Origin of the sequence: Roseobacter sp. FCG-D35, from assembly GCF_033436665.1 — a bacterium.
Taxonomy (GTDB): Bacteria; Pseudomonadota; Alphaproteobacteria; order Rhodobacterales; family Rhodobacteraceae; genus JAWQFO01.
On record NZ_JAWQFO010000002.1, the window covers coordinates 81,185 to 101,063 of the forward strand.

A 19,879-nucleotide genomic window follows, 5' to 3' on the forward strand; every position below is an offset into this window, starting at 1 on the left:
CGTTCGGGCAGACACTGCACCCACCGCCTTTCGCGCGCAAGGCCGCTTGCGGATCTCGTTTTGGCCGGCACCCGTGGTTGCCGGGAAAATGGATCTGCGCGAAAAACCCTTGCCGAAACCGGTTTCGGAGACAATCCTGCGTTGCATGGGAGGACGTACAGAGGTGAAAACCAAGCCTGTGGAGACGCGCGCCGGTCGTGGCGACCGGGTGCGGATCAGCGATCTTGCCGAGGCGCTTGGGCTGACCAAGGGCACGGTGTCGCGGGCGCTGAACGACTATCCCGATATCTCCGAGGCGACCCGGCGTCGCGTGGCGGGCGCTGCACAGCGCATGGGTTACAGGCCGCTTGCCACCGCGCAGGCGATCCGCACCGGACGGGTGCGCGCCGTCGGGCTCGTGATGCAGCTTGAACAGCACGACAGCCAGCGCCCCTTCCTCGCCGATTTCCTGCGCGGCATCTCGACGGCAGCGGGCAGCGAGGGCTGGACCCTGACCGTGGCGACGGCGCAAAGCGAAGCCGAGGGGCTCGAGACCTTCCGGCGCATCGTCGCGGACCGCAAGGCAGACGGCTTCATCCTGCCGCGGACCAAGGTGCGCGACCCGCGCATCGACCTGCTGCGCGATCGCCGCGTGCCCTTCGTGCTCTACGGTCGCACCGGCAATCCCGAAGGCTGCGCCTGGTTCGACATCCTTGGCGAAGACGCGATGAGCGAGGCGGTGATCCGCCTGGCCGATCACGGTCACCGCCGGATCGCGTTCCTGAACGGGGCGACGCGGTTCAATTACTCGGCCTTGCGGGCGCGCGGATTCCGCGACGGCATGGCGGCGGCGGGGCTCGTGGCCGACCCCGACCTGATGCTGAGCGGTGTCGTGAGCGTCGACGAAGGCGAGGCGGCGGCGCGGCGGCTTCTGGCCTTGCCGGAGCCGCCGACCGCCATTCTCTGCGCGCTCGACACGGCGGCACTGGGTGTCTACCGCGCCGCTGCCGCGCTTGGGCTGGACCTCGGGCGCGACCTATCGCTGATCGGCTATGACGGCATCCCCGAGGCCGCCGCAGTCACGCCGACGCTGACAAGTTTCGAAGTCGATCAGGCCGAGGCCGGCGCGCGACTGGCCCGCCTGCTGATCGAACGCTGCCGCGGCGCGTCGGCCGAGGACCTGCGCGAGACCGCGCATGCCCGTCTGCGCATCGGCGGCACGGACGGCCCGCCGGCACAGGACAGCGCCGGGCTGGCGGCAAAGATCACACAAAAACGCAATGAAACCCGAGGGAGACAACCATGACACAAAAGCAAATCACCACCCGGCTTCTGGCCGGTACCGCGCTTGCCGCGCTGCTGGCCGGGGCCGCCGGCGCGGACATCCGGTTCTGGACCACAGAGGAACAGCCCGAGCGTCTCGCCCAGCAGGAGAAGCTGGCGGCCGATTTCGAGGCGGAGACCGGCATCGGCGTCGAGGTCATCCCAGTCACCGAGTCCGATCTGGGCACCCGCGCCACGGCGGCCTTTGCCGCCGGGGACCTGCCGGACGTGATCTACCACACGCTGCAATACGCACTGCCTTGGGTCGATGCAGGCATTCTCGACACCGAGGCCGCGACCGAAGTGATCGAGGCGTTGGGTCCCGACACCTTCGCGCCGGGTGCGCTCGACTTCGCCAAGACCGAAGACGGCTGGGCCAGCGTGCCGGTCGATGGCTGGACGCAGATGATCCTCTACCGGCAGGATCTCTTCGAGGAGGCAGGGCTGGAAGCGCCCACTACCTTTGCTGCCGTCGAGGCGGCGATCGAGACGCTGCACAACCCGCCCGAGATGTTCGGCTTTGTCGCCGCCACCAAGGTCGACGAGAACTTCATGAGCCAGGTGCTGGAGCATGTCTTCCTCGCCAACGGTGCGACACCCGTCGGCGCGGACGGCTTCAGCGGCTTCGACGAAGCCGCGACGGTGGAGGTTCTGGAATTCTACAAGAAGCTCGCCGAAGCCTCGCCGCCGGGCGAGCTTTACTGGGACCAGTCGCGCACGCTCTACTTCGCGGGAGACGCGGCCATGATCATCTGGTCGCCGTTCATCCTCGACGAACTCGCGGGCCTGCGCGACAGCGCACCGCCGACGATCAACGACGATCCGACCTCGCCCGAGCTTGCCTCGAAGACCGGGATCGTGACCAATTTCGCCGGCCCCTCGAACCCCGACGGTGCGGCCTGGGCCGACATCCGCTATTTCGGCATCACGGCGGACGCCGATTTCGACGAGGCCAAGCAGTTCGTCGAATACTCGATGTCGACGGGCTATACCGCCACGCTGGCCATCGCGCCCGAGGGCAAGTTCCCGGTACGTCGCGGCGGCGAGGCCGGCAGCGAGGAGTTCATCGAGGCCTGGTCGCAACTGCCCGCGGGCGTGGATCGCAAGGCTCCGCTGGCGGAGCTTTACGGTGCCGCGATGATCGACGAGATCGTCGGCGGCCTCGACGTCGCCAAGCGCTGGGGCGTGGCCGAGAACCAGCTCGCCCTCGCCTCCAAGATCGTAAACAGCCAGGTCATCAACCGGGTCGTGCGCGAATACATGGACGGCCAGATCGAGGCCGCGGAGGCGGTTGCCAAGATGAACGACGAGCTGGCCGCGATCGAGTGAACCATGAGGGCAGGGGCCGTGCCGGCCCCTGCCGCGACCCGTCCCGAGGATGACGCAATGTCAGATGCCGTACCGCCGAAAGGCACAGGTCCGCTCGCCCGCCGCGAAGCGCGGCTGGCCTGGGGTCTGCTGCTACCGACGCTGCTGATCGTCTCGGCGGTCGTGGTCATCCCGTTGCTGTCGATCTTCTGGATCAGCTTCAAGCCCATCGGGCTCGCCGACCTGCGCCCGCCCGCGCCGGTGATCCGCGAAAGCTTGCGCGGCTCGGGCGAAGAGATGCGCATCGAGTACCGGCTGCGCAACTCGTCGCGCAGCGAGACGATCTCGGGGGTGACCCTGCGCGACACGCTGCCCGAAGGGCTGACGCCGGGCGCGCTCGACCCGCGCTGCGCGATCGAAGGGCGCGATCTCTTCTGCGACTTCGGCGATCTCGACGGCGGCGGTCGCGACGAGCTCGAGCTTTCGGTGACGCTGGAGGGCGAGGAGGCGGCGGTCGAAGCGGCGCTCGAAGCCAGCGTTCCGGCGATCTCGGGTACCGCGCCCAATGTCCTGACCAGCCTTGATTTTAGCCTCGAGAACTTCCAGCGGGTCTTCGACGGCGGTGAATTCTGGTCGGTGCTGGGCGTGACGATGTTCTACACCGTTTTCGGGACCATCGGCGCGCTGCTGGTGGGGCTTTTCGCTGCGATGCTGCTCGACCGTTCGTTCAAGGGGCAGTCGATCCTGCGCGGGCTCTACCTCTTTCCCTATGTCGCCCCGGTCATCGCCGTCGCCTTCACCTGGGTGATCCTCTTCGATCCGTTCTCGGGCTCGGCCAATGCGCTCTTGATCCAGATGGGCGTCAGCGACACGTCGATCAATTTCTTCGGAGAGCGTCCGCTGGCGCTGATCATGGTGACGGTGTTCGAGATCTGGCGCTACTTCCCGCTGAGCTTCCTTTTCATCCTCGCGCGCATGCAATCCATCGGCGAGGATATGTACGAGGCCGCCGACATGGACGGCGCCTCGCCGTTCCAGCAGTTCTGGTTCCTCTCGCTGCCGCAGCTTCTGGGCATCCTGTCGGTACTCTTCCTGCTGCGCTTCATCTGGACCTTCAACAAGTTCGACGACATCTTCCTGCTGACCGGCGGCAACGCCGGCACGCGCACGCTGACCGTGAACGTCTACGAACAGGCCTTCGCCGTCTCCAATATCGGGGCGGGGGCGGCCGTCGCCGTTGTGATTTTCGGCTGCCTGCTGATCTTCTCCTACTTCTTCTTCCGCTTCATCAGCCGGGAGGAAGGGCTGTGACTGACATCTCCCGCGAAACCTGGACCACCGGCGGCTGGGCGCGCCCCTTGCACAACGGCAACATCACCGGCCCGCTCATCGGTGCGGTCTGGATGGTCGTCGTGGCCACCGGTGTCACCGTGATCATGTCCTTTGCCACCGGGGCCGAGTATCGCCCTTCGCTGGTCTGGTCGCTGGTCTTCGGTGCGGGTCTCGGCGCGCTGGCGGTCCGGGTGAAGCGCGAGATGCTGCTCGGCGTTGCGGCTGCGGTTCTCGCCGGCTTTGCGGTCGCCGGCATCGGCCCGGTCCTGACCGGCGAAGTTTCTTTTGCCGGGCGCTGGATCGCGGTTTTCCTCGCCGCCTTCGGGTCCGCCTGGCCGCTGGCATGGATGGTGTCGGGTCTGCCTGCGGGGCCGGCCACGCGCCACGAATTCGAGCATTCGGTGATCCGCTTCCTGCTCGGTTTCGGCTACGTCTTCTTCACCGCGATCGTCGCCATTCCTTTCTACGTCATGGTGATGACAAGCCTGAAGAACCAGCAGCAGCTGATGCAGAACCCGCTGGATTTCACGCTGGACCTCAGCCAGGGCTGGGGCCTTTTCGACAGCTATGTCGAGCTGATGACGACCTTCAGTTTCGGCACCTACCTCTGGACGTCGTTCTATGTCTCCTGCCTTACGGTGCTGCTGACCCTGCTGTTCTCGATCCCCGGCGCCTATGCCGTGGCGCGGCTGCGCTTCAAGGGGCGGCTCGCGTTCTCGCGCTCGATCCTGCTCATTTACATGGTGCCGATGATCGTGCTCGCCCTGCCGATCTACATCGCCTTCTCGATGACCGGCCTGCGCAATTCGATCTTTGGCATCGTGCTGATCTATCCCGTGACAACCATCCCGGTCGCGCTCTACATGCTGCAGGGCTATTTCCGGGGCCTGCCCGCCGAGGTTGAGGAGGCGGGGCTGATGGACGGGCTGTCGCGGCTTGCGGTGATCTGGAAGATCACGCTTCCGCTGTCGCTGCCGGCGCTGGCCTCGGTGTCGCTTTACGTCTTCATGATCGCCTGGAACGAGTTTCTGCTGGCGTTCATGCTGCTCGACGATCCGTCGAAATTCACGCTGACCCGCGGGGTCGCGATGCTCAATTCCTCCGAGATTCCGCGCCAGCACCTGATGGCGGGCTCGGTCATCGCGACGGTGCCGATCATGGCGCTGTTCCTCGGGCTCGAACGTTTCATGACCAAGGGCCTGACCGCGGGCTCGGTAAAGGGGTGACGATGACCGACCAAGACCTCGACGACCGCGCGCGGCAGATCCTGCGTGACAACGACAGGGGCGGCTACACGATCCCCACCAAGGGGCTTTACCCCTTCCAGTGGAACTGGGATTCCGCCTTCGCCGCCTGGGGGTTCTCGACCTTCGACATCGACCGCGCCTGGACCGAACTCGAGACGCTGTTTTCGGGGCAATGGGACACCGGCATGGTGCCGCATATCATCTTCCACGTCGAGGATGACGGGTATTTTCCGGGCTCTTCGGTCTGGAGCACCGGGCAGACCCCACCGTCCTCGGGGATCAGCCAGCCGCCCGTCGCCGCCACGCTGGCGCGCAAGATCTTCGAGACCGACCCGGAGGCCGGGCGGGACCGCCTTTCGGCCCTCTATCCGAAGCTGCTGGACTGGCACCGCTGGTGGCGCGAGGCACGCACCGTCGACGGGCTCGCCTGCGTGACGCATCCCTGGGAGTCCGGGCGCGACAACTGTCCGGATTGGGATCCGGGCATGGAGAATGTCGACGGCTCGGGCGTCGGCCCCTACCAGCGCCGCGACACCGGGCACGTCGATGCGTCTATGCGCCCGAGCAAGGAGGAATACGACCGGTACCTCGCGCTCGTGCAGTACGGCGTCGCCTGTGGCTGGGACCAAGGGCAGATCCTCGGCAAAGGTCCGTTCGTGATGGCCGATCCGGCGATCACCTTCATCCTGATCCGGGCCAATCGCGACCTCGCGGCGCTGGCCGAGGTGCTGGGCGCGGACTCCGCAGAACCGCTGGGTTGGGCGCGGGACCTCGAGACGGCGCTGCCCGGCATCTGGAACGAGGACCTTCAGGCCTACTGCGCCCGCGACATGCGCACCGGCGCGTTCGCGCGCTCGATCAGTTCGGGCGCGTCGCTGGGGCTGCTGGCGGCGGTTGAGAACCCGCAAATGGAGGACAGGCTCTCGGCGATCTGGGACCGGGTCGAGTACGGCTTCCCGTCGAACGATCCCGCGGCGCCGAGTTTCGATGCCCGGCGCTACTGGCGCGGTCCCACCTGGCCGGTGGTCAATTCCCTGATTGCGATGGGTCTCAAAGACGCCGGCCGCGGGAACGAGGAAATGCGCCTGCGCCGCGAAACCGCACGGCTGATCCGCGACGGCGGGTTCTACGAGTACTTCGACCCGACCGACGGCACGCCCTGCGGCGGCAACCACTTCACCTGGACGGCGGCGATCTGGCTCGCCTGGGCCAGTCCCAACGCGAGGAACTGACGATGGGAGCGATTGCGCTACGCAAGATCGAGAAATGGTTCGGCGACCTGCAGGTTATCAAGGGCGTCGACCTCGACATCTCGGATGGCGAGTTCGTCGTCTTCGTCGGCCCGTCTGGCTGCGGCAAGTCCACGCTGCTGCGCATGATCGGCGGGCTCGAGGAGATCTCGCGCGGGCAGCTTCTGATCGACGGCAAGGACGTGACCTCGGACCCGCCCTCGCGGCGCGGCTTGTCGATGGTCTTCCAGTCCTACGCGCTTTACCCGCATATGTCGGTGCGCGACAACATGGGCTTTTCGCTCAAGACCGCCGGTGCGCCGAAATCGGTGATCGACGAGAAGGTGTCGGAAGCCTCGCGCATTCTCAAGCTCGACGACTATCTCGATCGCAGGCCAAAGGCGCTCTCCGGCGGTCAGCGCCAGCGGGTCGCTATCGGGCGCTCGATCGTGCGCGACCCGACCGCGTTTCTCTTCGACGAACCGCTGTCGAACCTCGATGCGGCCCTGCGCGTCGAAATGCGCTACGAGATCGCAAAGCTGCACCAGGCCCTGGCTTCGACGATGATCTACGTCACCCATGACCAGGTCGAGGCGATGACACTGGCCGACCGGATCGTGGTGCTCGAGTTCGGGACAATCGCGCAGGCCGGCACGCCGCGCGAGCTTTACGAGAACCCGGCCAACCTTTTCGTCGCGCAGTTCATCGGCAGCCCGGCGATGAACGTTATGGCCTGCACGACGGACGGCGCATCCTACCGCCTCGACGGCGGGCGCGGAGGCGACTTCTCGGGCGACCGCCCCGCGGTGAAGCTGGGCGTGCGGCCGGAACATATCTCACTCGGAGACGCCGGAACGGGCCAACTCGACGGAACGGTGGACGTGCTGGAGTATCTCGGGGCCGATACCTTCGTGATCATCGACGCCGGCAGCGCGGGCCGGCTGACCGTACGGCTCATCGGAGATTCGGAGCTGAAGCCGGGGTCGCAGGTCGGCCTGTCCTTCGACGGGCCGGTGCATTTCTTCGACGCGGACGGGCGGGCCATCTGACCCGCGCCCGCCCGGCGCAACGCTCAGAACGGCAGTTTCATGCCCGGCGGCAGGCCGAGACCTTCGGTTAGCTTCGACATCTCTTCCTGCGCGCGATCCGACGCCTTCGCCTGCGCGTCCTTGATCGCGGCAAGGATCAGGTCCTCGACGACTTCCTTTTCGTCCTTGTTGAAGATCGACGGGTCGATGTCGAGCGACCTGAGTTCGCCCTTGGCGCTGCAGACGGCCTTGACCAGGCCCGCACCGGATTCGCCGGTCACGGTGATGTTGTGCATCTCCTCCTGCATCTCGGCCATCTTGCCCTGCATTTCCTGCGCGGCCTTCATCATCTTGGTCATGTCGCCAAGTCCGCCAAGTCCCTTGAACATCTGGTCTCCTTCCGGGAATTCGTTGCCTTGCGCTCGCTCTGCGCCGCTTCTGTCAGCTGCCACGGCCCCGACCGGCCGCGTTGCGCCCTATATCGGCCCGCCGGGTTGCGACGACAAGGCCCGGAGCGGACGCCGGGGCGAAGAAACGCCTAGTCCTCCTCGAACGGATCCCATTCTTCCTCGACCTCCGGCAGCGCCTCGCTGGCGGTCTGCGCCGCGATCTCCTGCGCGGTGCGGATCGCCGAGATCTTTGCCTGTGGGAAGGAGGCCAGCACCGCCTGCATCAGGGGATGCGCCTGCGCCTCGGCTTCCATCGCGTAGCGTTCGGCATTGCGCACCTCGTCGATGGTCTCTCCGCCACCGTCCGAGACCACGCTGACCGCCCAGCGGTTGCCGGTCCAGCCCTGCAGCCGGTGTCCGAGGCGCTGGGCGAGGTCGCGCGACGCGCTGTCGGTCGGCTGGAATTCGATCCGGCCGGGCTGGTAGGACACGAGCCGCAGGTCGGTCTCGACATCGGCCAGTAGCTTGCCGTCGCGGTTGGCGCGGATCAGTTCGACGACGTGATCGAAGGTGGCATACCGCGCCAGTGCCTCGTCGGGGCTCTGCGCAAGCGCGGCCTGCGGTGCGAGACCCGCGCCGCGCCCGCTCTGCCCGCCTGTCCGGTAGGCGACCGGCGCGGCTTCGGCCTGCGGCGCCGAGACCTGGCGCCCGCCACCCGGACCGGGGCCCGGCGGCGGCGTCTCGTCCTTGAGCCGGCGCACCAGCTCCTCGGGTGAGGGCAGGTCGGCGACGTGGGTCAGGCGGATCACCGCCATCTCGGCGGCCATCATCGTGTTGGGGGCCTGCGCCACCTCTTCCAGCGCCTTGAGCAGCATCTGCCAGAGCCGTGTCAGAACCCGCATCGGCAGTGCCTCGGCCATCTGCAGCCCGCGCGCGCGCTCGTCCGGCGAGACGGTCGGATCCTCTGCGGCCGAGGGCGTGATCTTGACCACCGACACCCAGTGCGTGATCTCGGCCAGATCGCGCATGACTGCCATCGGATCGGCCCCGTCGGCATATTGCGCGCCGAGTTCCGTCAGCGCGCCTGCGGCATCGCCTTTCAGCACCATGTCGAAGAGATCGAGCACCCGGCCCCGGTCGGCGAGACCGAGCATCGCGCGGACCTGGTCGGCCCCGGTTTCGCCCGCGCCGTGGCTGATCGCCTGATCGAGCAGCGAGGTCGCGTCGCGCGCCGAGCCTTCCGCTGCGCGGGTGATCAGCGCCAGCGCGTCCTCGGCGATCTGCGCACCTTCCGCCTCGGCGATGCGGCGCAGGAGACCGATCATCACTTCGGGCTCGATCCGGCGCAGATCAAAGCGCTGGCAGCGCGAAAGCACGGTCACCGGCACCTTGCGGATCTCGGTGGTCGCGAAGATGAATTTCACATGCGCGGGCGGCTCCTCGAGCGTCTTCAGCAGCGCGTTGAAGGCCGAGGTGCTGAGCATGTGCACCTCGTCGATGATGTAGATCTTGTAGCGCGCCGAGGCGGCCCGGTAATGCACGCTGTCGATGATCTCGCGGATGTCGTTGACGCCGGTGCGCGAGGCGGCGTCCATCTCCATCACGTCGACGTGTCGGCCCTCCATGATCGCCGTGCAATGCTCACAGACGCCGCAGGGATCGGTCGTCGGTCCGCCGGTACCGTCCGATCCGATGCAGTTCATGCCCTTGGCGATGATCCGGGCGGTGGTGGTCTTACCGGTGCCCCGGATGCCCGTCATGATGAAGGCCTGGGCGATGCGGTCGGCCTCGAAGGCGTTGCGCAGGGTGCGCACCATCGCGTCCTGGCCGACGAGATCGGCGAAGGTTTCGGGCCGGTACTTGCGTGCGAGAACCTGGTATCGGGGGGAGTCGGACATCTTCGCGCCTTGTCTGTTCGCGCAGACCCTAAGGCTTGCGACCGATGCCGTCCACCAGCACTCACAGAAGCCAGAGCACGGCGCCGGTTGCGACCGCGCCGAAACACAGCGTGACCGCGATCACCGTAAGGGACCGGCTTGGCTGGGCCTTCGCATCGTGCTCGTTCATGCGTTTTTGGGTCTCGATCGATTTCCGCCAGGCGGCCCAGAAGATCAGCAGCGCGACGAGGACGAAAACCTGTGCCACGAGCTTCGCCGCCCATGTGGGTTCGAAATCCCCGAAGACCGCCTTGAGACCTAAGGCGACGGCGAGGCTGGCCATGCCGGTGCGCATCCACCCGGCAAACGTGCGCTCGTTGGCGAGGATCGTGCGATCCTCGGCCCAGTCGGTGCGGTCCTCCGCCATTTGCTGGCTGCTCGGCATGGCGATGACTATAGCGGTCGACCTGCGCGATGACAGGCCCAACCTGCGCGATTGTCGAGGTCGTCGCCGGGCCCGTCTCGGGCGCAACCCCGCCGCGGTCGGCGGAACTGCCGCGCCGTTCGGCGCATTGAGTGACTGCGGCGGGAAGGGAACCGGGCATTTTTTGCGCTGACCCAACGTCGCCGCGCATGTAGGATGTCTGAGTATCGCAAACTGCGCCAAGGGGGATGGGTCCATGCGCCTGAGGGGAATTCGCGGCAGCCGGAACGTGGAGGATCGCCGTCGCATGGGCGGCCGGCGCGCCGGTGGCATCGGCGGCATCGGGCTGATTCTCGTGCTGATCATCGGGTATTTCGCCGGAATCGACGTGACCCCCTTCCTGCAGGGAGCGGGCGGAGGCGCGCCGGTGACCCAGTCGCGCGAACCCTCCGAGCAGAGCAACCAGCAGGCGGAGTTCTCCAGCCGGGTGCTGGCCACGACCGAGGAGGTCTGGTCGCGCATCTTCGCCGAACAGCTGGGCCGGACCTACGAGCCGCCTGTGCTGGTGCTTTTCGCGGGCGTGACGCAAAGCCCCTGCGGCAGCGCCTCGGGGGCGACGGGCCCGTTCTACTGCCCGGCGGATGAAAAGGCCTATCTCGACACCGATTTCTTCCGCATGCTCGACCAGCAGATGGGTGCGGGTGGGGACTTTGCCGCCGCCTACGTGATCGCACATGAGGTCGCGCACCACGTCCAGAACCAGCTTGGCATCCTGCCCAAGGTCAACGCCGCGCGCCAGCAGGCCAGCACGGTCGAGGCAAACCAGATGACGGTTCGGCTTGAGCTCATGGCTGATTGCCTTTCGGGAGTCTGGGCCAGCAACGTGCAGGGCCTCTTGGACAAGGGCGATATCGAGGAGGCGCTGAACGCCGCCAGGAAGATCGGCGACGACTACATCCAGCGTCAGGCGGGCCGGGTTCCGAACCCGCACAGCTTCACCCACGGCACCTCCGAGCAGCGCATGCGCTGGTTTGCCGCCGGCTACGACACCGGTGACATCGGCCGGTGCGACACCTTCGGGCCCGATCAGATCTGACGGAGCGGTGCACGCCAGAGCGCGCACCGCACCGCGTCATCGCCGCTTGTCGCGCCCGCGTCGCGCACCTTCGTCATAGAGTTTCTGCAGACCACGCTGCCGCGCGCGCGCCTCGGCAACGGTTTCCGAATTGATCTGGTCCTCGCGCAGAAGCTTGCGCCAGCGCCGCAATCGCTCGGGGTCGAGTTCGCCTCGGCGGACGGCTTCCTGCACCGCGCAGCCAGGTTCGCTCTCGTGGCCGCAATCGCGGAACCGGCATTCCCCGGCCAGCGTGCCAATGTCGGAAAACACCTCGTCGATCCCCTCCGCGGCATCGACCAACCCGAGTTCGCGCATGCCGGGCGTATCGATCAGCCAACCTCCGGCCAGCGTGCGGCGCAGGGCGCGCGCGGTGGTGGTGTGTCGTCCGCGCGCATCGGCCTCGCGGATGCCCTGCGTGGCTTCCTCGGTGGCGGTCAGGGCGTTCTGCAGGGTGGTCTTGCCGACCCCGGACATGCCGACAAGCGCAAGGGTCTGGCCGCCCCGGCACCATGGATCGAGCCTGCGCGCCTCGTCGGGCTGGCGCGCGTCCAGCGTCAGGGCTGTGACCAGAGGCGACAGGCGCTCGGCCGCGCGTCGGTAGGTCGCGGGGTCGGGGCAGGTGTCGGCCTTTGTCAGTACCACCAGCGGCAGGCAGCCCGATTGCGCGGCGAGCGCGAGGTAGCGCTCGACCCGCGCTTCGCGGAAGTCGTCGTTGCAGCTGGTCACGATGCCCAGCGTGTCGACATTCGCCGCGATCAGCTGGTCGCGGTGTTCGCGGCCCGCGGCTTTGCGCCCAAGCTGCGTGTCGCGTGGCAGTACCGACAGGATGCGGGTGCCATCCTGCAGTACCCAGTCACCCACGGCGAGCGGCGCGCCGTCCGGCAGCGACAGGTCGAGGGCACCTGCCTCGCCCAGCGCCTCGGCGCGATTGCGATGCACGCTCGTGATGCGCGCGGGCCTGCCAGTTTCGCCCGGCTCGAGCGCCCGCGCACGGTGGTCCGACCATCCGAGGTCGGAAAGGGAAAAGTCTGTCATTTGTTCGAAGATCCCGAAAATGCCTTCAGATCGGTCCGCATGCACATGCTGCGGTCCGTTCGATGCATCGGGCGGGTCGGCCTAGCCGCGCGCCGCCCGGAGAGGGGTGACAAGCTCCATGCTGTCCTCCGGTCCGGGGAGTCGAAGTGAGAGGCTGGACAACGACCCAAGCGGGACTCGTTACGGCTGCTTCCTTCCGGACCTGACCGGGTTGGCGAGGCGCTCGCCCGCGCCAACCTCTCACCGCGTGATATAGGCCTTTGTCGCGCATGCCGCAACCCAGGCCGCCAGATCACAGGCTAAGCCGCACCGGAAGGAAGCCATCGCAGGTCGGCGCGAGCGGTTCCGGCGCCATCCATGCGAGATCGGACAGGTGCCGCACTGCGTCCGGAGCGGTGTAGAGCACGGCCTTGACGCCCAATCCCGGCGTGAAGAGCCATGGCGGACGCGTGTCCGGTAGCGCCCAATCGTCAGACCGCAGGCAGTCGAGCAGGGCGCGCTCGGTTGAGGTATTGCTGCGCAATGCGACCTGCGTGTCGTGGTGAATTTCGTATCCGCCGCCGCCGCCGATCCGGTAATGCGTGGTCGCCATCACGAAATCCTGCGCGGGGTCGAGCGGCGCGCCGCGGAAGGTCAGGTTGCGGATACGCCTTGGGGCGCCGGGCACCGGGTAGCCCGAGTGGTCGAAGGCGGGCGCGCGCGTCGGGTCGATTTCGTAATCCAGACCGTGCACCGTGTCGAAGCGGAACCCGGGCACCCGCGTATCTACAAGCAACTGGTCGGCGTTGCCCGGGGTCAGTGTTTCGAAGATTCGGGCTGAGCGCTCGAGCCAGTCACGCACCTGAGCGCCGGTCACACGCACCGCCCAGACCTGGTTGTGGTAGGGCGAGATACCCGCGATCGAGCGTCGCGGCACCGCGCCTTTCGGCAGGCAGACGAAATTGTCCGGACCCTCGAGACCGCCGACGGCGGGGATCGCGGTGGCAACCAGCAGCGGCAGGTCCTCGAGCGGTGTGCCGCAGAGCGCACGGCTGACGACACGCCGCTTGGCGGCGGCCAGCAGGTGCGAGAGCGGCCCGGCTTGTGCCAGCGCGAAGTAGCTGTGCATCGCCTCTGGCAATTCCGTCACCTTCGCGGAGAGGAAGCTGCGGGTCGCTTCGTGCGCCCGCTGCGACAGTCGCAGGATCGCGGGGTCTCTCGGCGCTTCGAGCGGCAGAGCTTCCAGCCGGGCGGTGTGGTTCTGCACGCGCCAGCGGGTGCCGTCGCGCATCAGGTCGAGGTCGATGACCCCCAGATCGGACCCAGCGACGCCGGGTAGCACGGCGGCCTTGCCTTCGAGTGTTCCCTGCCGGCTGTCGACACCGGCAATGCCGTCGTGGTCGGGGCCGGGAAAACGCAGGTGTGTATGGCCCGCCACCACGGCATCGACCCCGTCGAGCGCCGCGATGGCGCGCGCGGCGCTTTCGGGATCGGGGCCGCTTTCGCTGCCGCTGATCCCCATGTGCGCAAGGACGACGACAAGGTCTGCGCCTTCCGCGCGGGCCTCGGCCAGCGCACAGCGCAGCGCATCGAGCGCGCCCGTGACCGTGGCGCGCCCCTCGAGGTGGTGCCGCGACCAGTCGGCTGTTTGCGGTGGTAGCACCGACAGAACTGCGATGCGCAGCGGATGAGCCTCGCCTGCGGTATCCCGCACCGTGCGGTCGAGAACCGCTAGACGGCGCAGCATCGGCAGAGTCGGGCTGGTCAGGTTGGCGCAGACCACCGGCATGTTGTACTGGTCGAGAACCGACGCAAGGTAGGGCAGACCGTGGTCGACATCATGGTTTCCGAGCCCGACCGCATCGTATCGCAGGTGGTTCAGGCTCGCGGCCATCGGGTGCGGCGACACGTCCGTGCCTTGCTCGGCCAGCCAGTCGCCCAGCGGTGTCCCCTGCAACGTGTCGCCATTGTCGAGCAGCAGGCACAGATCGCCGCGTGCGACAGCCTCAGCCCGCGCCCGTTCGATCATCGGGGCCAACATGGCGAGCCCGCGGCGCTCGACCGGGCGATCGTTTACGTAGTCATGCCCGACAAGCTGCATATGCAGATCCGTGGTCGCCAAGATCCGCAGGCTGGCCCGAACCGGTTCCGACGATGGCTTTGCGCTGTCCGCGATCAGGCTGTCCTCCTGTCCTGCCGAACAATCTAAGGCTGTATCGGTTCGATCAGATCGCGCGTGACTTGGCAATCCCCACCGAGGTTCCTTTCGGCGCGGACTTGCGCCGCGCGGCGCACCATGCGACGTCGAAGTCCGGGATGCGAACGGGAGCGGTATGAAACTCGCGGAAACGGTGACATTCGGGGGATCGGCGCTCGATCGGGCCGGAGAAATCCGTGCGGACGCGGACAAGGTCGCGGCGGCGATGTGCGATCCGCGGGCGCGGACGCTGCTCTATTGGCGCGGCAAGGTCCTGATCACGCCCGAGCGCCCGGCGGCCCTGGTCCGGCTTCCGATGGATCACCCGGTGCTGGACGAGGCCGCGGACGAACGCATCCTGATTGGCCGCGAGGACGGCGCGCCGTGCTTTGCCTGCGATCTCTCGGCCTGGGAGCCCGACGACCTCGACCCCGACCTCTTGGGCGGATTTCTCGATCCGACCGAGCAGCGCCACCCGAAGCTGCCCGACACCGCGTGTTTCGTGGAACTGCGCCGGGTCATGACTTGGCTGTCTCCGCGGGACGCCGAACTTGCGGCGACCGGCAAGGCGGTGTTCGGCTGGCATGCGACCCACCGGTTCTGCGCGCGTTGCGGGCAGGCCACCGACATGGCCCAGGCGGGTTGGCAGAGGGTCTGCCCCGGCTGTGGCGGCCAGCATTTCCCGCGCACCGACCCCGTCGTCATCATGCTGATCACCCGCGGCAACTCGGTCCTGATGGGACGCAGCCCGGGCTGGCCCGACGGCATGTATTCGCTTCTTGCAGGCTTCGTCGAACCGGGCGAGACGCTCGAGGCCGCCGTGCGCCGCGAGGTGTTCGAGGAAACCCGTGTCCAGGTCGGCGAGGTCAGCTACCTCGCAAGCCAGCCCTGGCCGTTCCCCGCCTCGCTGATGATCGGCTGCGCCGGCATCGCGGAAAGCGAGGAGATCGTGATCGACCCGCTCGAGATCGAGGCGGCGATGTGGGTCAGCCGGGAAGAAATGATGCAAGCCTTCGCCGGAGACCATCCGGACATCCTGCCGGCGCGCAAGGGCGCGATCGCGCATTTCCTGATCTCGGCCTGGCTGGCCGACCGCCTGGACTGAAGGCGCGCCATGAAGGTTTCGGGCAAGGAAGACATAGATGCGCCTGTCGAAGCGGTCTTCGACATGCTCTGTGATTTCGAAACTTTCGAAGCGACCGCGCGGCGCAAAGGGGCCGAAGTCCACCGGGTGTCACCGGGCGGACCGGTCGGCAAGGGGGCGGCGTGGGAAACGCGCTTTGTCTTTCGCGGTGTCCGGCGCGACATGCGGCTCGAGATCGCGACCTTCGCACCGCCGCACGAAATGGTCATCGACGCGCGGTCCGACGGCATCGACGGGGCCGGACGGTTCGAACTGATGGCGCTCTCGCCGGAGCGCACACGGATCATGGTCAGTTTCGAGATGCGCCCGCGCACGATGGCCGCGCGACTGCTGATCCAGACGCTGCGGCTTGCCAAGCCGCAGCTCTCCAAGCGCTTCAAGCTGCGCCTTGCGCAACACGCGCGCGACGCCGAGGAGCGCTGCCGCGCGAACAAACTGCCAAGGTCCGGCGATCAGCCGAGGTAGACCTGACCCGCGGGGTACCGCACGCGGGGCACGCTGTGGGTGGCGAGGAAGAAGCCGATGGTCAGCGGGCCGACACGACCCAGAAACATCACGATCATCACCAGTGTCCGGCCTAGCGCATCGAGCTCGGTCGTCGCGCCGCGCGACAGGCCCACGGTTCCGAAGGCCGAGCTGATCTCGAAGGCGAGGTCGAGAAACGCGCCGTCGTGCGAGATCGAGGTCAGGAAGATGCCGGTCAGTACCAGCAGCATCGACACGACCGTGAGCGCGAGCACCTTCATCACTTCTTCCATCTTCATGCTGCGTCCGAAGGCGTTGAGGCTCGTGTGACGCTTGAAGAAGGCGATCGTTGCTAGAAGAAGGACGATGCCCGTCGTGACCTTGATGCCGCCCGCCGTCGAGGTCGATCCACCGCCGATCAGCATCAGCGCCATTGTCATCAGCGTCGTGCTGTCGTGCATGCCCGAGGTGTTGAGCGTGTTGAACCCCGCCGTGCGCGGTGTCACGGCCTGAAACCAGCTGGCCCAGACCTTGTCGGCGGTCGAGCTCAACGCGCCGAGTGTTCCGGGGTTCTGCCACTCGAGGGCGGCGAACAGCACCCAAGCACCGAGGATGAGCGAGAGGGTTCCGGCCAGCGTGAGCTTGCTGTGCAGGGTAAGGCCGTGCCAGCCGCGGACCTGCCAGATATCGCCGACGACGACAAAGCCGATACCGCCGAGGATGAAGAGCAGCGGGACGACGAGGTTGACCACCGGATGGCCGACATAGCTCATCAGGCTGTCGTGAAAGAGCGCGAAACCGGCGTTGTTGAAGGCCGAGATCGAATGGAAAAGCGCGTGCCAGAGCCCCTGTCCCCAGCCGTACTCTGGCACGAACACGACCGAAAGCGCCAGCGCGCCCATGGCCTCGCAGGCGAGCGCCACCGCAAGGATCACCCGGATCAGCACCATCAGGTTGGCAATCGAGGTCTGGTTCACCTCCTCGCGCAGGATCAGGCGCTGCGGCATGCCGACGGGAATGCCGAGCGCCGACAGGACCAGCACCGCAAAGGTCATCAGGCCCAGCCCGCCAAGCTGGATCAGCACCGCGATCACCGCCTGGCCGAAGTAGCTGAAGGTGCTGCCCGGATCGACGACGACAAGGCCTGTCACGGTCACCGCCGAGGTCGACATGAACAGCGCGTCCCAGAACGGGATCGGGCGCTGCAGTGATACCGGCAGCCACAGAAGGATCGCACCGACGACAATGCAGCCGAGATATAGTAAGGCAAGCGTTGCCGGCGGTGGCAGCCGCCAGCCGCTTGGATCGCGCACCGAACGCGACCGCGCGCGGCTGCGCGCCCTGGGCATCGCGCGCGGGGCGCGCGGCATCAGAGGCTGGCCGCGAAGTTGCGCAGGTCGTTGCGCTGGCCGAGCAGCAGCAACAGGTCGTTCTTCTGCAACGTGCAGTCCTGTCCGTCCCGCCCGAGGTACTCGGTCCCGCGCATCACGCCGACGCAGCGCAGGTTGAAGTCGTCGGTGTGTGGCAGGGCCGACAGCGGCTTGCCTTCGAGGCTTTCGGGAATGCGGAAATTCACCACGTGATAGCCGTTGCCGAGGCTCACGTAGTCACGCACCAGCGGGTTGTTGAGCACCTGCGCGACATGCTGGCCGACCTCTTCCTCGGGGTGGATGATCCGGTCGACACCTAGCTTCGACAGGATACGGTGGTGGGTCTTGGTGCGCGCCTTGGCCCAGACCGTTTCGACGCCGATGAGCTTGAGGTTTATGGCCGCCAGGATGCTCGATTCGAGATCGTCCGCCATCGCGACGAGCGCGACGTCGCAGTCGCCCAGCCCCGCCTCGCGCAGGGCGAGGTCGTCGCGCGCATCCGCGATCATCGCCTGCGAGATACGGTCGGCAAGGTTGCTCACCACCGCCTCGTCGAGGTCGATGCCGATGACGTGGTTGCCGAAGCGCGACAGCTCGGTGGCGACGGTGGCGCCAAAATTGCCGAGGCCCACGACACCGAAAGTCCTGTTTTTCTGCGCCATGGCCGCCTCCGGAAAGGGTTTCGTCCCGGCTGCTCAGTCCCGCCTTGGATCGGCCGGGTAGACGCCGAGGATTTCGATCATGGTAGTGAAGTACGCCAGTTCTTCCAGTGCCAGCGCGACGCCGCGATCGTCGGGGTGGCCCTCGATGTCGGCGTAGAACTGCGTCGCGGTGAACGACCCGCCGACCATGTAGCTTTCGAGCTTGGTCATGTTGATGCCGTTGGTCGCGAACCCGCCCATCGCCTTGTAGAGCGCGGCGGGAATGTTGCGCACTTCGAAGACGAAGCTGGTGATCATCCCGTGGTCGCCGCGCCGGCTGTGATCGGCCTCGGCGGACATCACCAGAAACCGCGTGGTGTTGTTGTCGTGATCCTCGATATGGCGGGCCAGCACGTCCAGTCCGTAGATCTCGGCGGCCAGCTCGCTGGCCAGCGCGGCAAGCGCCGGATCGGCGGCCTCGGCGACTTCGCGCGCGGCGCGCGCATTGTCCGAGCGCGTGACCCCGGTGATGCCGTTGGCGCGCAGGAAACTCGCGCATTGTGGCAGGATCACAGGATGCCCGTGCGCTTCGCGGACCTGCGCCAGCGTGGCACCGGGCAGGCCGAGAAGGTTGACGTGGACGCGCACGAAGGCCTCGTCGATGATGTGCAGCCCGCTTTTCGGCAGCAGCGAGTGCACGTCGGCCACGCGCCCGTAGGTGGAGTTCTCCACCGCGATCATGCCGAGATCGGCCGCGCCGCTGCGCACGGCCTCGATCGCGTCCTCGAAGGTGGGGCAGGGCAGCGGCTCGTGTTCGGGCCGTGCCTCAACACAGGCCTGGTGCGAATAGGCGCCCAGTTCGCCCTGGAATGCGATGCGGCGCGGCAGGTCGGTTGTCATCGGCGAGTCCTTGGATATGCTCGGGATATTCTCTCGGGGCGAGGGCGATTGGTCGCGGTAACTACACCTTGCCACAGCCAAGGTGAAGCAATAGACAGCGCCAAAACCCATAGCAATGGACGACTACCGATGTTCGACACGATGACCTTGACCAAAGTCGCGGCCGGCCTGTGCGGTGCGTGGCTGATCCTGCTTCTCGGAAAATGGGTCGCTGAAGAGACCTATCACGTCGCCGGGCACGGCGAGCAGGCGTATGTCATCGAGGTCGCCGAAGCCGAAGGTGGCGGCGAGGAAGAAGAGCAGGTCGATATCGCAGCCCTCGTGGCCGAAGCCGACGTGGACAAGGGTGCCACCGTGTTCCGCAAGTGCACGGCCTGCCACAAGCTGGACGGCAGCGACGGCGTCGGGCCGCATCTGAACGGCGTCGTGGGGCGCGACATCGCCTCGGTCGGCGGGTTCAGCTACTCGGGCGCGCTGCAGGAAAAGGAAGGGGCCTGGACGCCGGAAAACCTCAGCGGCTTCCTCGAAAAGCCCTCGTCCTGGGCCGCGGGAACCTCGATGGGCTTTGCCGGTCTCAACAAGGTTGAGGACCGGGCAAACGTGATCGCCTACCTCCAAAGCACCGGCGGCTGAACGTGCCGCGATACGGTATCCGGGCCGTCTGCCGAAGGGCAGGCGGCCTTTTTCTTGTGCGCTCCCGAAATCGCGGCAGAACATAACATTTTCGCAACTTGTCACTTGGTGGCGCGAGCCGTTAGCTTACATCAACGCGCAGACGGACGGCGCCAAGACCGCCGCGATTGAGGAGGATCAGCCAGATGCATGCAGCCCGCCCCCGTGCCATATCCCGCCAGTTCCGCGACGCGAATTTTCCGGCGCTGGCATTGGCCTGGCT

Annotated in this window: 18 protein-coding genes and 1 other RNA gene; 10 read left to right on the forward strand and 9 right to left on the reverse strand. The window is 66.8% G+C overall.

The features are described 5' to 3' along the window. The first annotated feature begins 145 nt into the window (after window positions 1–145). From R5H30_RS04500 to R5H30_RS04525, 6 genes are read left to right on the forward strand one after another with little or no spacing between them, the layout of a single operon-like run. Window positions 146–1,285, forward strand: a complete 1,140-nt coding sequence (locus R5H30_RS04500; protein WP_318326856.1) for a LacI family DNA-binding transcriptional regulator — start codon at window positions 146–148, stop codon at window positions 1,283–1,285. Next, the gene (locus R5H30_RS04505; protein WP_318326857.1) at window positions 1,282–2,631 is read left to right on the forward strand and encodes an ABC transporter substrate-binding protein; all 1,350 of its coding nucleotides are present in this window, start codon (window positions 1,282–1,284) and stop codon (window positions 2,629–2,631) included. The genes R5H30_RS04500 and R5H30_RS04505 overlap by 4 nt, the downstream gene beginning before the upstream one ends. 57 nt (window positions 2,632–2,688) lie before the next feature. Beyond that, a complete protein-coding gene (locus R5H30_RS04510) occupies window positions 2,689–3,921 on the forward strand; it encodes a carbohydrate ABC transporter permease (protein WP_318326858.1) in 1,233 nt (410 codons plus the stop codon). Further along, window positions 3,918–5,168, forward strand: a complete 1,251-nt coding sequence (locus R5H30_RS04515) for a carbohydrate ABC transporter permease (protein WP_412105103.1) — start codon at window positions 3,918–3,920, stop codon at window positions 5,166–5,168. The genes R5H30_RS04510 and R5H30_RS04515 overlap by 4 nt, the downstream gene beginning before the upstream one ends. A 2-nt stretch (window positions 5,169–5,170) precedes the next feature. Continuing rightward, entirely contained in the window at window positions 5,171–6,421 is a 1,251-nt protein-coding gene (locus R5H30_RS04520; protein ID WP_318326859.1) for an MGH1-like glycoside hydrolase domain-containing protein, read from the forward strand. Between the two features lie 2 nt (window positions 6,422–6,423). After that, window positions 6,424–7,467, forward strand: coding sequence for an ABC transporter ATP-binding protein (locus tag R5H30_RS04525; RefSeq protein WP_318326861.1), 1,044 nt, complete (start codon window positions 6,424–6,426; stop codon window positions 7,465–7,467). A gap of 23 nt (window positions 7,468–7,490) precedes the next feature. Here R5H30_RS04525 and R5H30_RS04530 read toward each other — a convergent pair whose 3' ends face one another. From R5H30_RS04530 to R5H30_RS04540, 3 genes are all read right to left on the reverse strand, one after another. After that, window positions 7,491–7,835 carry a YbaB/EbfC family nucleoid-associated protein gene (locus tag R5H30_RS04530; protein ID WP_318326862.1) on the reverse strand — a complete coding sequence of 115 codons (345 nt, stop codon included), beginning with the start codon at window positions 7,833–7,835 and terminating at the stop codon, window positions 7,491–7,493. 149 nt (window positions 7,836–7,984) lie between these two features. Further along, window positions 7,985–9,733 carry a DNA polymerase III subunit gamma/tau gene (locus R5H30_RS04535; protein WP_318326863.1) on the reverse strand — a complete coding sequence of 583 codons (1,749 nt, stop codon included), beginning with the start codon at window positions 9,731–9,733 and terminating at the stop codon, window positions 7,985–7,987. A gap of 61 nt (window positions 9,734–9,794) precedes the next feature. Further along, complete coding sequence (locus tag R5H30_RS04540; RefSeq protein ID WP_412105104.1) at window positions 9,795–10,157, reverse strand: YidH family protein; 363 nt, start codon at window positions 10,155–10,157, stop codon at window positions 9,795–9,797. Window positions 10,158–10,392: 235 nt separating this feature from the next. Here R5H30_RS04540 and ypfJ point away from each other — a divergent pair, with 235 nt between their 5' ends. Then, a complete protein-coding gene (gene ypfJ, locus R5H30_RS04545; protein ID WP_318326865.1) occupies window positions 10,393–11,232 on the forward strand; it encodes a KPN_02809 family neutral zinc metallopeptidase in 840 nt (279 codons plus the stop codon). A 36-nt stretch (window positions 11,233–11,268) separates the two neighbouring features. Here the strand turns inward: ypfJ and rsgA are convergent, their stop codons facing one another. The 3 genes from rsgA to R5H30_RS04560 all read right to left on the reverse strand — a co-directional run bounded on the left by rsgA (window position 11,269) and on the right by R5H30_RS04560 (window position 14,389). Continuing rightward, window positions 11,269–12,288, reverse strand: a complete 1,020-nt coding sequence (gene rsgA / locus R5H30_RS04550; protein WP_318326866.1) for a ribosome small subunit-dependent GTPase A — start codon at window positions 12,286–12,288, stop codon at window positions 11,269–11,271. A 144-nt stretch (window positions 12,289–12,432) separates the two neighbouring features. Continuing rightward, window positions 12,433–12,531: signal recognition particle sRNA small type (gene ffs / locus R5H30_RS04555), an RNA gene on the reverse strand. Between the two features lie 49 nt (window positions 12,532–12,580). Beyond that, window positions 12,581–14,389: a 5'-nucleotidase C-terminal domain-containing protein gene (locus tag R5H30_RS04560; protein ID WP_318326867.1), complete on the reverse strand. Its 1,809-nt coding sequence runs from the start codon at window positions 14,387–14,389 to the stop codon at window positions 12,581–12,583. 211 nt (window positions 14,390–14,600) lie between these two features. Here R5H30_RS04560 and nudC point away from each other — a divergent pair, with 211 nt between their 5' ends. Both nudC and R5H30_RS04570 read left to right on the forward strand, forming a co-directional pair. Further along, window positions 14,601–15,569 carry an NAD(+) diphosphatase gene (nudC, locus tag R5H30_RS04565; RefSeq protein ID WP_318326868.1) on the forward strand — a complete coding sequence of 323 codons (969 nt, stop codon included), beginning with the start codon at window positions 14,601–14,603 and terminating at the stop codon, window positions 15,567–15,569. Between the two features lie 9 nt (window positions 15,570–15,578). Beyond that, the gene (locus tag R5H30_RS04570; RefSeq protein ID WP_318326869.1) at window positions 15,579–16,073 is read left to right on the forward strand and encodes an SRPBCC family protein; all 495 of its coding nucleotides are present in this window, start codon (window positions 15,579–15,581) and stop codon (window positions 16,071–16,073) included. On the opposite strand, the gene R5H30_RS04575 is transcribed toward R5H30_RS04570, so the two are convergent. From R5H30_RS04575 to R5H30_RS04585, 3 genes are read right to left on the reverse strand one after another with little or no spacing between them, the layout of a single operon-like run. Continuing rightward, window positions 16,061–17,422 (reverse strand): TrkH family potassium uptake protein, encoded by a 1,362-nt coding sequence (locus tag R5H30_RS04575; RefSeq protein ID WP_318327710.1) that lies wholly within the window; start codon window positions 17,420–17,422, stop codon window positions 16,061–16,063. The two genes, R5H30_RS04570 and R5H30_RS04575, sit on opposite strands and share 13 nt — an antisense overlap. A 20-nt stretch (window positions 17,423–17,442) precedes the next feature. Then, entirely contained in the window at window positions 17,443–18,105 is a 663-nt protein-coding gene (locus R5H30_RS04580; protein ID WP_318326870.1) for a potassium channel family protein, read from the reverse strand. A gap of 33 nt (window positions 18,106–18,138) precedes the next feature. After that, window positions 18,139–18,972: a prephenate dehydratase gene (locus R5H30_RS04585; protein WP_318327712.1), complete on the reverse strand. Its 834-nt coding sequence runs from the start codon at window positions 18,970–18,972 to the stop codon at window positions 18,139–18,141. A gap of 141 nt (window positions 18,973–19,113) precedes the next feature. Here R5H30_RS04585 and R5H30_RS04590 point away from each other — a divergent pair, with 141 nt between their 5' ends. Beyond that, window positions 19,114–19,617 (forward strand): c-type cytochrome, encoded by a 504-nt coding sequence (locus tag R5H30_RS04590; RefSeq protein ID WP_318326872.1) that lies wholly within the window; start codon window positions 19,114–19,116, stop codon window positions 19,615–19,617. The last annotated feature ends 262 nt before the right edge of the window (window positions 19,618–19,879 follow it).